The sequence below is a fragment of the Stenotrophomonas sp. 93052_Sma genome, assembly GCF_056481145.1.
Window position 1 is genome coordinate 2,609,445 of the sequence record NZ_CM151134.1, and the last position, 11,853, is coordinate 2,621,297.

The 11,853-nt window shown below is 67.1% G+C and carries 12 protein-coding genes; 9 read left to right on the forward strand and 3 right to left on the reverse strand.

What is annotated here, in order from left to right:
- The first annotated feature begins 44 nt into the window (after positions 1 to 44).
- The 4 genes from ACZK2V_RS12220 to ACZK2V_RS12235 all read left to right on the forward strand — a co-directional run bounded on the left by ACZK2V_RS12220 (position 45) and on the right by ACZK2V_RS12235 (position 3,576).
- Positions 45 to 611 carry a hypothetical protein gene (locus ACZK2V_RS12220; RefSeq protein WP_486322390.1) on the forward strand — a complete coding sequence of 189 codons (567 nt, stop codon included), beginning with the start codon at positions 45 to 47 and terminating at the stop codon, positions 609 to 611.
- Between the two features lie 53 nt (positions 612 to 664).
- Positions 665 to 1,381 carry a response regulator gene (locus ACZK2V_RS12225; protein ID WP_486322391.1) on the forward strand — a complete coding sequence of 239 codons (717 nt, stop codon included), beginning with the start codon at positions 665 to 667 and terminating at the stop codon, positions 1,379 to 1,381.
- Between the two features lie 3 nt (positions 1,382 to 1,384).
- A complete protein-coding gene (locus ACZK2V_RS12230) occupies positions 1,385 to 2,461 on the forward strand; it encodes an ATP-binding protein (RefSeq protein WP_121503630.1) in 1,077 nt (358 codons plus the stop codon).
- A 188-nt stretch (positions 2,462 to 2,649) separates the two neighbouring features.
- Entirely contained in the window at positions 2,650 to 3,576 is a 927-nt protein-coding gene (locus ACZK2V_RS12235; RefSeq protein WP_049422203.1) for an ABC transporter six-transmembrane domain-containing protein, read from the forward strand.
- A 59-nt stretch (positions 3,577 to 3,635) separates the two neighbouring features.
- Here the strand turns inward: ACZK2V_RS12235 and ACZK2V_RS12240 are convergent, their stop codons facing one another.
- Positions 3,636 to 4,244 carry a TetR/AcrR family transcriptional regulator gene (locus tag ACZK2V_RS12240; protein ID WP_478057434.1) on the reverse strand — a complete coding sequence of 203 codons (609 nt, stop codon included), beginning with the start codon at positions 4,242 to 4,244 and terminating at the stop codon, positions 3,636 to 3,638.
- A 170-nt stretch (positions 4,245 to 4,414) separates the two neighbouring features.
- On the opposite strand from ACZK2V_RS12240, the gene ACZK2V_RS12245 reads away from it, so the two are divergent.
- The 5 genes from ACZK2V_RS12245 to ACZK2V_RS12265 all read left to right on the forward strand — a co-directional run bounded on the left by ACZK2V_RS12245 (position 4,415) and on the right by ACZK2V_RS12265 (position 9,857).
- Positions 4,415 to 5,251, forward strand: a complete 837-nt coding sequence (locus ACZK2V_RS12245) for a siderophore-interacting protein (protein WP_486322392.1) — start codon at positions 4,415 to 4,417, stop codon at positions 5,249 to 5,251.
- A 195-nt stretch (positions 5,252 to 5,446) separates the two neighbouring features.
- Positions 5,447 to 7,624, forward strand: coding sequence for a TonB-dependent receptor (locus ACZK2V_RS12250; protein WP_486322393.1), 2,178 nt, complete (start codon positions 5,447 to 5,449; stop codon positions 7,622 to 7,624).
- Between the two features lie 51 nt (positions 7,625 to 7,675).
- Positions 7,676 to 7,975, forward strand: a complete 300-nt coding sequence (locus ACZK2V_RS12255) for a DUF3649 domain-containing protein (protein WP_279912127.1) — start codon at positions 7,676 to 7,678, stop codon at positions 7,973 to 7,975.
- The gene (locus tag ACZK2V_RS12260; protein ID WP_486322394.1) at positions 7,972 to 9,582 is read left to right on the forward strand and encodes a PepSY-associated TM helix domain-containing protein; all 1,611 of its coding nucleotides are present in this window, start codon (positions 7,972 to 7,974) and stop codon (positions 9,580 to 9,582) included. Before ACZK2V_RS12255 ends, ACZK2V_RS12260 begins: the two co-directional genes overlap by 4 nt.
- Complete coding sequence (locus tag ACZK2V_RS12265; RefSeq protein WP_121503367.1) at positions 9,579 to 9,857, forward strand: DUF3325 domain-containing protein; 279 nt, start codon at positions 9,579 to 9,581, stop codon at positions 9,855 to 9,857. The genes ACZK2V_RS12260 and ACZK2V_RS12265 overlap by 4 nt, the downstream gene beginning before the upstream one ends.
- Before the next feature lie 171 nt (positions 9,858 to 10,028).
- On the opposite strand, the gene ACZK2V_RS12270 is transcribed toward ACZK2V_RS12265, so the two are convergent.
- Both ACZK2V_RS12270 and ACZK2V_RS12275 read right to left on the reverse strand, forming a co-directional pair.
- The gene (locus ACZK2V_RS12270) at positions 10,029 to 11,141 is read right to left on the reverse strand and encodes a DNA glycosylase AlkZ-like family protein (protein ID WP_486322395.1); all 1,113 of its coding nucleotides are present in this window, start codon (positions 11,139 to 11,141) and stop codon (positions 10,029 to 10,031) included.
- 53 nt (positions 11,142 to 11,194) lie between these two features.
- Positions 11,195 to 11,779 (reverse strand): TetR/AcrR family transcriptional regulator, encoded by a 585-nt coding sequence (locus tag ACZK2V_RS12275; protein WP_486322396.1) that lies wholly within the window; start codon positions 11,777 to 11,779, stop codon positions 11,195 to 11,197.
- Positions 11,780 to 11,853: the final 74 nt, after the last annotated feature.

The window sequence follows — 11,853 nt, forward strand, 5'->3', positions numbered from 1 at the left end:
CAACGGTCGCTAGCCTCGTCGGCCTCGCCGACTGCCCGCCTGCCGTGTCCCTTTCCCATCCAGACCTGCCACCCATCGATGTGCGCCGTGCCTACCTGGCGTGGTGTGCGCCTTCGCCGTGGTTGATCGCCGTCGTGTTGGCATCGACCACCAGCTGGATGCTGGCCGCGCCGGATCCGTTACCCCCGCTGCTGGCGGGCTTTGGGGCGGCCGCCCTGGTGGGGTTCCGCAGCGATGGGCCCGGTGGCACTGGCCGTTCCGGCGCACTCGCGTCGCTGGCGCTGATTGGTCTGGCGGTCTGGGCGGCAACGCACCCGGTCGCCGACGCCACCCTGCATCTGCTGCTCGCCCTAGCCACTCTCGTGGTCGTCGCCCTGCTGGCACTACGCCTGCGCGCCATCCTGGGCATGGCCTTGCGGCTGCAGGCCCGGGTAGATGCCACTCCCATGGCATCGCGCTGGAGCAAGCTGCCGGCGGCGGTGTCCACCCTGATGCTGCAGCGGCTGCGCGGCGCAGGTGCAGTGGAACCGAGTCTGCGGCGCACGCTGGTGCTGGCCACCCTGGCCTGGGCTGCCAACGAAGAGGCGCAGGACATGCAGTGCCGACGATGACCCTGCCCCAGATCCCGCCCTTGCCCACCCCTGCCCCGAACCCGCAGCACGCAATGAAACACGATCTCCGTACCCGACAGGCACCGTTGGTGCTGATTGCCGAAGATGAGGGCGAAATCTCCGACATCCTCAGTGCCTATCTGGCCCGTTCCGGCCTGCGCAGCGCCCGCGCCGCCGACGGTGAGGCGGCACTCGCCAGCCACCGCCAACTGCGTCCGGACCTGGTGCTGCTGGATGTGCAGATGCCAAAGCTGGATGGCTGGCAGGTGCTGAGCGAACTGCGACGGATCGGCAACACCCCGGTCATCATGCTCACTGCGCTCGACCAGGACGTGGACAAGCTGACCGGCCTGCGCGTGGGCGCCGACGACTACGTGGCCAAGCCGTTCAATCCGGCCGAGATCGTCGCCCGCATCCAGGCCGTGCTGCGCCGGAGTTTCCGGCCCCTGGTCGAAGCGCCCAACGGGCTGATCCGCCAAGGGCCCTTCGAGATCGACCTGCGCAGCCACGAGGTGACCGTGCGCCATGGCGAGCAGGTGCACGAGCTGAACTTCACCCTCACCGAGTTCCGGCTGCTGGTGCACATGGCGCGTGCGCCACGGCAGGTGCATACGCGGGCCGATCTCCTGCATGCCTGCCTGCCCGAGGGCGACGCGCAGGAACGCACCGTCGACAGCCATGTCAGCAAACTGCGGCGCAAGCTGGAGGATGTCGGCGTGATCGGCATTCCCGCCACCATCCGCGGCGTCGGCTACCGCTTCCTGGACTGAATGATGAACCCCAAAGGCAAGAGCATCGGACGCCAGATCACGCTGTCCATCACGGTGGCCTCGCTGTGTTCGACGGTGCTGTCGATCAGCGGCTTCTACCTGTTCTATTACCTCATGGAGGTGTTCTATCCGCGCTGGTACGACGAGCCGGAAACGATCATGCCGTCCGGGCTGGAATGGCTGTGGATCGGATTGACCGCCACCGTGGTCGTCATCTTCGCCACGCTGGTTGCCTCGCGCCTGACCCGGCGCATCATCACGCCGTTGAACTCTGTGGCCGAAAGCCTGCGCCGGGTCGCCAGTGGCGATCTGGAAGCTCGTGCGCGCGGCGGTGATACCACGATGGCCGAAGCGGCCACGCTGGTCAGCGATTTCAACTCCATGGCAGAACGGCTGAGCCGGATGTCCGAGAACCGGGTGTTCTGGAACGCGGCGATCGCGCATGAACTGCGCACGCCGATGACCATCCTGCGCGGCCGCCTGCAGGGCATCGCCGAAGGCGTGTTCGAGCCGGGCCCCGAGCAGTTCAACAGCATGCTCACCCAGCTGGAAGGCCTGACCCGCATCATCGAGGACCTGCGCGTGGTCAGCCTGGCCGAGAGTGGCCACCTGGATCTGCGCCTGCAGCGCAGCGATGTCAGTGTGCAGGTGGCCGCGGTGGTTGAAGCGATGTCCGAGGCACTGACCGAGAGTGGTTTCTCGGTGACATTGGACGCACGACCTTCGCTGGCCGACTGCGATCCTGCACGCATCCGCCAGGCAGTACTGGCACTGTTGGAGAATGCACGACGCCATGCCATTCCCTGCCCGCTGCGGGTGTACGTGACGCTGGCAGAAGGCCATTGCACCGTCACGGTGGAAGATGGCGGCCCCGGTGTGCCGGACGACCTTCGCGACAGCATCTTCGAAGCCTTCCAGCGCACGGATGTCTCGCGTTCGCGGCAGAGTGGTGGCTCCGGGCTTGGCCTGGCGGTGGTGCGTGCGATTGCCGTGGCCCATCACGGAACAGCGCTCTGCCGGGCCACCGAACGTGGTGGCAGTGCCTTCGAAATCCGCTGGCCGGTGCATGCCCGCCGTTGAGGCGGTAGACACTGCCCTGGTAGCGGTCCACCTTGGTGGACATTCGCATCGCTGAACGGCGCCGGTTTCTCCACGCAATCTCCATCGTCCCTCCATGCCTTCTCCAAAGGGCTGCAGATACTGGGCGCGATCCGGGAGATGGCAGGCATCCGTCCCCTGCCCTGACTCCGACCCACCCAGGCATCCCCATGATCCCCCCACACGATCCGGCGGCCGCCGCCGGCAGCATCGGCCAGCAGAACGCGGCCGCCACTCTCAAGGCCATCCTGCGAACCTATCCGTGGCAGCTCACCGGCACCTTTTCGCTGGTGGCGCTGGAAAATGCGCTGCTGCTGGCGTATCCGCTGTTTGCCGGCTTCGCGGTGGACGCGATCATCCGAGGCAACATCGGCCATGCCATTTCCTACGCCGGCGTGGTGCTGCTGTTCTGGCTGGTCGGTGCTGCCCGCCGTGCGGTCGATACCCGTACCTTCACCCGCATCTATGCCGACCTGGCGGTGAACGTGGTGCAGGCACAGCGCAGGCTGGGCCAGGCCACCTCCACCTCGGCCGCGCGCGTTGTGCTGGCCCGTGAGTTCGTCGACTTCTTCGAAAAGCACGTACCGATCATCGCCACCGCGCTCGTATCAATGTTTGGTGCGGCGGTGATGCTGCTGGCGATCGAACCGCTGGTGGGCGCTGCAAGCCTGGTCGCACTGCTGGGTACATTGTTGCTGCTGCCGTCGTTCGCACGCCGCAACGAGCAGCTGCATGGGCGACTGAACAACCGGCTGGAGCATGAGATCCGCCTGGTCGACCGGGTCAGTCCTTCGGTGCTGCGTCGCCACTACACCACGCTGTCGCGGCTGCGCATCCTGCTTTCCGATCGCGAAGCCGGTGCGTTTGTGGTAGTTGGCGCGGCGGCAGCGGTGCTGTTCGCGCTGACGATCGGCCGTCTCGCCACCACCGACGGGGTTACCCCGGGCCATGTGTATGCGGTGATGACCTATCTGTGGACGTTCGTCGGCAGCCTGGATGATGCACCGTCGATGGTGGATCAGCTGGCGCGGTTGAAGGACATCGGCCGCCGCGTCAGCCCCGGCATGGAGGATGCTGAGCGCAAGGACGCCGCTTGACCGGTAGACGCCCACCTTGGTGGGCAACGATGTATCGCGGCGCCAACCAAGGTTGGCGACTACGTTGCCGTGCGCCCGCACATCGCCAATGCACCGATGATCAACGCTTCCATGCTGCGGTCGAACTCGGCCTCCTGCGCCTTCCGATCCAACGGGCGTCGCGTGGTATCCACCACCGCATGCCGCGAATACACGGTGTCGGCCAACGCCACGGCGTGATAGGCCACGGTCGACAGCAGCCACGCCGCCTGCTCGAGCGGCAGATCATGCACGCGGCTGAATTCGGCATGGTGGCGCTGGATGCGCGCCAGCATCTCCGGTGTCTTCGCGCCGTGGCTGACCAGGAACGGCGCCAGCCCCGGGTTCCCGTCCACCAGCGTCCGCAGTGAACGTTGGAACGCACGCAGATCCTCCTCGATGCTGCGCCGGCCAGCGGCATCCAGTGCCGGTGCCTGCCAACGCTCGAAGATCGCCTCGGCCACCAGCTCGCGCAGTGCCGCCAGATTCGCCACATGCTTGTACAGCGCGATGTGGCTGACCCCCAGCGCCGCCGCCACGCCCACGAAGCTCAGTCCCGGCAGCGTCATGGCAATGCCGGCGTCGGCGATGCGCTCGCGGGTGATGCTGGGCGGCCGCCCACGGGCAGCGGTCTTTTTCGGTGCAGCCATGCGGTAACGGTTCCTGCGCGGTGCGCGGGCAAGGGCTGTCATGGTGGTCCGCGGCGACGCCGTGGTCAACGCGTCGCTGCGGCCCGTGGGCAGGCCCCGGTTGCGGCACGATCAATTTAGTTTACTATGATGTAACTAATTCGCATTTGCAGTGTCCAGGATCGTTGTCGATGTCCGCGTCCCCCACTTCAATCACCCCGGCCGGGCCGCTGCGCGGCGCCGACCATGATCGCGGCCTGCAGGCGCTGCAGGTCCAGGTGGTCGCGGTTGCACAGCCGTGCGCCAGCCTGCTGCGCCTCGTGGTCCAGCTGCCGGAACATGCAGAACTCGCGCCCTGGCAGCGTGCCAACACCGCCGTGCGCATCCAGCTCGGCGCCACGTTCGGCGATGTGTCACGGATCTACACCGTGCGCAGCCTCGATCCCAACACCCGCCAGTTCACCCTGGACGTAGTGCTGCACGAGGCGCCGGGGCCGATGCTGGCCTGGGTACGTGCGCTGCGCCCCGGTGATGCCTTCGATCTGACCGGACCGCGCCCCCATCTGCAGGTGCCGCAGCACGAGGGCACCTCCGCCCTGCTGTTCGCCGACCCAAGCGCCATCCCTGCCCTGTTTGCATTGCTGCAGCAGTGGCCCGCCGGCCTGCACGCAGAGGCCTGGATCGCCTCGGATGATGCATTCCCGGTAGACGAACTGCCCGCCATTGAAGGTGTCCGCGTGCTCCGCCTCGCCACCGGTGACGCGCCGTTGCTGCAGCAGGCGCGCCAACTGCGGCCGGAACCCGGCAGCACGGTCTGGGCGGCTGGCGAGCGCGAGGAAATGCGTGCCCTGCGCCGCCACTTCATCGAAACGGTCGGCCTGCCACGCAGCGACGTTGCCGCGGCCGGCTACTGGAAACGTGGCGAGACCACCACCGAGACCGACCAGCGTCGCCGCCGCAACTACGAGCGCGTGCTGGCACGCGGCGGTGGCCTGCAGGACCTCGACGACCTCGCCGACGATATCTGATCCACCCCGCAGTATCCGCGCCCCGCGCTTCGTTCCACCCAGCCACAGATCGCCCACGCACCTCGCGTGCAGCACTGCCACAGCGGCAGTGCCGTGCCCTCTGCCAGCCATTCCACAGCCCGCGTCGTCCTGCCCCTGCAGGTCACAGACGGCGCCGTGCTGGCCGATCGCACGACCCACCACACGAGAACCGCCATGTCCCTCCCCCTGCGAACCCTGCCCCTCCCACGCCGCTCGGCGCTGTCCCTGGCCGCCCGTGCAGCGTTGCTGCCCACCCTGCTGATCGCCATCGCCGCGCACGCCAACGATGCACCCGATGGCGCCCGCCAGTTGCCCACGGTGAACGTGCGCGCTGACAAGTCCGCTCCCACCGATGCCTATGCGGGTGGCCAGGTCACGCGCGGCAGCGGCGTCGGCCTGCTCGGCGAGCTCGACTTCATGGACACGCCGTTCAACACCACCCGCTACACCGCCGAATTCATCGACAACATCCAGGCGCCGGACCTGGTGCGGGTCATCGCACTGACCGACCCCAGCGTCTACAACAGTGGCTCCAGCGGTGGCATCACCGACTACTTCAACATCCGCGGTTTCGGTGTCGCCTCGTCGGATATCGGCTTTGGTGGCCTGTACGGGCTGATCCCCTACTACCGCGTCACTCCCGAACTGGCCGAGAGCATCGAAGTGCTGAAGGGCCCGTCCGCGCTGCTCAACGGCATGCCGCCCGGTGGCTCGGTGGGCGGTGCGGTTAACGTGGTACCCAAGCGTGCAGGCGACACGCCGCTGACCCGCTTCACCGCCAGCTACGGCAGCGACGCGCAGTGGGGCGGTCACCTGGATGTCGGCCGCCGCTTCGGCGCGGACAAGCAGTTCGGCGTACGCCTCAATGCCGTGCACCGCGACGGCGACACCGCCACCGACCACCAGCAGCACAAGACGCAGCTCGCATCGCTCGGCCTGGACTGGCGTGGTGAGCGCTCGCAGGTGTCGCTGGACCTGTTCAGCAGCCGCGACCATGTGGATGGCCTCAACCGTGGCGTCTCGCTGGCGCCCGGCCTGGCCGTGCCCCGCCCGCCGAAAGCCAGCACCCTGTTTGCACCGGACTGGACCTTCAGCACCGTCAAGGACCAGGCCGCCGCACTGCGCTGGTCGTTCGACATCAATGACTACCTGCAGGCGCATGCCAGCTACGGCCACGGCCATACCGATTTCGACTCCATCGCCAGTGCCACCACGCTGATCACCAACACCGCCGGCGACTTCCGCAACAACTTCGCCCACCAACGCTTCATCTACAGCAAGGACACCGCCGAAGCCGGATTGTCGGCGCGTTTCCGCACCGGCGCGGTCGATCACGCGCTGGCCATCAGTGCAGCCTGGTACCAGCACGACCAGAAGTTCGGCTTCAAGCGCAACCTGCTGGCCCGCGATTGGGTAACCAATATCTACAACCCGCAGTGGGGCCCTGCCATCGACCGCAGCTTCAGTGATGCGTCGCTGCCAAAGACCGCGGAAGTGCGCACCACCAGCTTCGGCATCGCCGATACGCTGTCCTTCATCGATGATCGTGTGCAGCTGACCCTGGGCATCCGTCACCAGACCGTGCTCAGCGATACCTTCGATGGCGGCACAGGCAAGCGCACCGCACGCTACGACGCCAGCGCCAACACCCCGGCCGGTGCACTGCTGTTCAAGGCCAGCGACCGCCTGTCACTGTATGCCAACTACATCGAAGGCCTGAGCCAGGGCAGCACCGCCCCGGCAACCGCCGCCAACGCGGGCGACGTGTTCCCGCCGTTCAAGACCCGCCAGCGCGAGGTCGGTGCCAAGCTCGACTTCGGCCGCTTGGCCAGCGCATTGAGCGTGTACGAGATCGAAAAGCCCAGCTCCTATACCGACCCGACCACGAATGTCTTCTCGTTCGGAGGCCAGCAACGCAACCGAGGCGTGGAATGGACTGTGTTCGGCCAGGCCACCGAACAGCTGCGCGTGCTCGGTGGCATCGGCTGGCTGCAGCCGAAGCTGACCCGTACCCAGGGCGGCGTCAACGAAGGTCGGTTGGCGACGGCCACACCGCAATGGCAGGGCAAGCTCGGCGTCGAATGGGACGTGCCGACCGTGGCCGGCCTCACCCTCACCGGCAACGCGGTCAGCCTGTCCAAGGGCTACATCACTGCTGACAACAGCCAGTGGGTGGCGGGCCGCACCGTGTTCGATCTCGGTGCCCGCTATGCGACGCAAGCGGCCGGCCATCCGCTGGTACTGCGCGCCACTGTGCAGAACCTGACCAACAAGGCGTACTGGGCAGGCAGCCTCGGCTCCGGGCTGGGCACGCCGCGCACCGCCCTGCTGTCGGCCACCGTCGATTTCTGACCTCGTTTCAAGGGCGCCACGCCATCGTGCGTGGCGCCCCGGAGAACTGATGTGAGCGTTTCCCGTACCGCCTCCGTGCTGACCTGGCTGCCCCTGGTCTCACGCGTCATCGCCGCGTTGTTCGGCGGCTATGTGCTGGCCGCACTGTGCAGCATCGCGGCACTGGCGCTGCCCATCGATGGTCGCCAGGCCGTGTTCACTGGCATGCTGGCCAGCTTCCTGCTGTACGCCGGCGCCGTGGTCTGGGTGTTCGCGGTGCGCTCGGCGTGGCGCGCGTGGCTGGGCCTGCTCCTCGTCGCGTTGCCCTTGTGGTTGATCGCACAGACGGTCGGCAACGGAGGCGCTGCATGAGCAAGGTCGATCGCACTCCGAAGCCACGCGGCATCCGCCAGACCATGTCCGACCTGCATATCTGGGTGGGGCTGCTGGCCGGATGGATCCTGTACGCGATGTTCCTCACCGGCACCGCCAGCTACTTCCGCGACGAGCTCTCGCGCTACACCCGCCCGGAAATCGCCACGCCGTCCGTGTTGCCGGACGCCGCTGTGGTTGCGCAGCGTACCGTCACGGCGATCATGGCCGACACGCCTGCGGCCAGCCAGATCAACCTCAGCCTGCCGAGCACGCGCATGCCGTGGGTGTCGGCGATGTGGGCCAGCCCGGGCGGGCGTGGCCGGCATGGCTTCGACTCGGGCCTGTTCGACGCCAGCACCGGTGCATCGCTGCAGGCACGTGACACCGGCGGCGGCGACTTCTTCTATGCCTTCCACTTCAACCTGCACTACATGCCGGCGATGTGGGGCCGCTGGATCGTCGGCCTGTGCGCGATGTTCATGCTGGTCGCCATCGTCAGCGGCGTAATCACCCACAAGAAGATCTTCGCCGACTTCTTCACTTTCCGCTGGGGCAAGGGCCAGCGCTCTTGGCTGGATGGACACGCGGCGCTGTCGGTACTCGGCCTGCCGTTCCACTTCATGATCACCTGGAGCGGCCTGGTGATGCTGGCGGTACTGTACATGCCGTGGGGCCTGGCCAAGCTGCCGGACAAGCGCCAGCAGGCCGAGGTCGTCAGCGAGATGCGCCTGTTCCTGCCACCGCAGAAGGCCGCCGGCCACCCTGCTCCGCTCACCAACGTCGGTGCACTGGTGCAGCAGGCCGAGCAGCGCTGGGGAGCCGGATCGGTGGGCAGCGTGCAGGTGCAGAACCCCGGCGACCAGAACGCACGCGTGGCCGTGGTGCGTGCGCAGTCCAGCCGTGTTTCGACCACCCCGAACTATCTGCTTTTCGACGGCAGCGGTGGGCAGCTGCTGCAGATCAAGGAACACTCGGGCGTTGCCGCCGATACCCAGGGCGTGCTGTATGGCCTGCACCTGGGCCGCTTCGCCGATGCCGCCCTGCGCTGGCTGTACTTCATCGTCAGCCTGGCCGGCACGGCCATGGTCGGCACCGGGCTGGTGCTGTGGACGGTCAAGCGCCGTGCGCAGCTGCCTGATCCGCGGCGCCCCTACTTCGGCTTCCGCCTGGTCGAGCGTCTCAACATCGCCACCGTCGCCGGCCTGTCGGTGGCGATGGCGGCCTATCTGTGGGCGAACCGCCTGTTGCCCACTGCCATGGGCGGGCGCGCGGCGTGGGAGGTGCATGTGTTCTTCCTGGCCTGGGCGGCCATGTTCGTGCACGCCACGATGCGCACACCCAAGCGCGCATGGATCGAACAGTTCCTGCTGGCGGCGTTGCTGCTGGCGCTGCTGCCGGTGCTGACTGCGGTGACCACGCTGCATCCGCTGTGGCGCACGCTGGCCGCGGGCGACTGGGCATTCGCTGGCACCGACCTGACCCTACTGGCATTGGCCGCCCTGCACACGCTGCTGGCCTGGCGCACCTGGCGGCATGCGCCGAAGGTGAAGCGTGCACGGCCGTCTGCCGCGTCACGCACTGCGGCACCGGAGGCCAGCGCATGATCCACGTCATTCTGTTCGTGTTGTCGCTGGCCGCGTTCGCCTGCCTGGCACTGGCGATGGAGCGTCATCAGCGGGACGTATTGCGTCGTGTGCTGAGCGCGCAGGCAACCCAGCAGCTGCGCGCGATTGGCTGGGCACTGCTGGTGTTCAGTACCGTATTTGCCATGCGCGGGTTGGGCGTGGGTTTCGGTCTGGCTGCGCTGTCCGGTCACACCAGCGTTGCCGCGGGCGTGGTGGTGTTGGCGATGGTGGTGCATGGGCGGTGGAATCGGTAGATGCCCACCTTTGTGGGCATTGGTGAAAGCGGCGCCAACCAAGGTTGGCGACTACCGGGCCTTAGGAGCGTTGCTCTGGTAGATGCCCACCTTGGTGGGCACCGGTGGAAGCCAGCGCCAACCAAGGTTGGCGGCTACCGGGAGCGATAGGTACCCATGCGCCGCTCGGCGCTACAGGAACTCCGCCATGCGCTGCAGTTCGTCTTCAAGCGCGCCACGAAACACCTTGTCGCGGGCCAGCGACTTGCCGGCGTAGCCCACGCTGGACGCCAGTTCACCGTCGCGCACGCTGAGATTGGCCCAGCCCACCACCTGGTCGTGCCACAGCACGGGCAGTGCGTAGTAGCCGTACTGGCGCTTCGGCGCAGGCGTATAGGCCTCGAACTTGTAGACCCAGCCCCACAGCAGCTCGAAGCGGCGGCGGTCCCACACCACCGGATCGAACGGGGCTAGCAGGCGCACCTGATCGTCCGGCGCATGCCGGCGCGAGCGCGGGTTCTCATCCGCCGGCCAGTACCAGGTGGTGCCTTCCAGCGTGCAGCTGGCCAGCTGTTGCTTGGCCAGCATCAACGCCTGCCGGGTCTGTTCGGCCAGATGCGGTGCGCCATAGCCCAGTAGGCGCACCAGATAAGTCAGGCTGGCCGACGGCAGCGGCGCGTACTTGCGTACCACCAGATCAATCAGGGCGGCGGCGCGTTCAATCTGTGCCTGCTCGCTGGCATCAGCTTCCGCGTGGTCGGCTACGGCATAGATGCGGGTGCCGCTGTCGCGCCGCTGCACGCGCAGCAGGCCACGGTAATGCATGCCATCCAGCAGGTGCGTGCTGGCATTGCTGGTGCCGCCCCAATAGTTGGTCACCCGCCCATGCGCGAACGCCTGATCAACCTCGCGCGGATGCACGCTGCCGCGCTCGCGCACGAAGGCCAACACGTCCGCCGCACGGCGCTGGGTTTCGGCATCCCATTCGCGCTTGGACACGCGCGGGTGCATCAGCGCCAGATGCTCCCGGGGCAGGAAGCCGTAGTTCACCAGGCAATCCTCTTCCACTGGTAGGCGCGCATAACGCCGCTCCAGATCACCGGCACGGTAGTCCTTCACCCGATGGCGCAGGGTCAGGTCCTGCGCACGCGCGGGCGCACGGATCGGGTCGGCCTGCACGAAGCCCAGGCGACGGATCGCGGTCAGCAGCGTGGTGGGCTTGAACAGCGTGCGCGCCACCGCGTGGCAGCGCAGATCATCGAGGGTGGGCGTGGCAGGCATGGCCGCATTGTAGATCCACGCCATGCGTGGATGGGGCCGTGGGGAACCGTGCAACGGCATCCACGCATGGCGTGGATCTACCGAAGTTCCAACACCTCCAGCGAACCGATCACCAGCGCACGCATGCCCTGCTTGAACTCGGTGATCACCTGGTCCTCTTCGTCGTCGGCAATCCCGTAGACCGTGTCCGCACCGGCAATGCAGTAGAACGCGATCGTGGCCAGCAGCCAGCGGGCCTTGTCCAGCGGCAGGCCGAACACTTCGGCCACATGGGCCTGGTGCGAGGCGATCTTCTCCAGCATCGGCGTGGTCGCCACCGAACGCCGCAGCAGGTACGGCGGTAGCCCGGGGTGCGCTTTCACCACCTCGCACAGCGATTCCACGAACGCCAGCAGGTAGGCCTGCAGCCCGCCCGGCGCATCGGCCGAGGCGCGCGGAATCTGCCAGCGCTGGAACACCGTATCGGCCACCAACCGCTTCAAGGCCTCCAGATTGGCCACGCGCTTGTAGAGCGCGGCCTGGGTCACCGCCAGTTCGGCGGCCACGTTGGCCATGGTCAGGTTCGGCAGGCCCAGTTTGATGCCGATGTCGGCCAGGCGATCGGGGGTGATGGTGGGCGGACGGCCACGGGCCGACGCCGGGATCTCAGGGTGCATGTTCATACCGTAGCGAGGGTGCCAGCAAAGGGACCCTCTTGTCCGCTTCATATGCTTTAGTTTAATTTACTCAACTAATT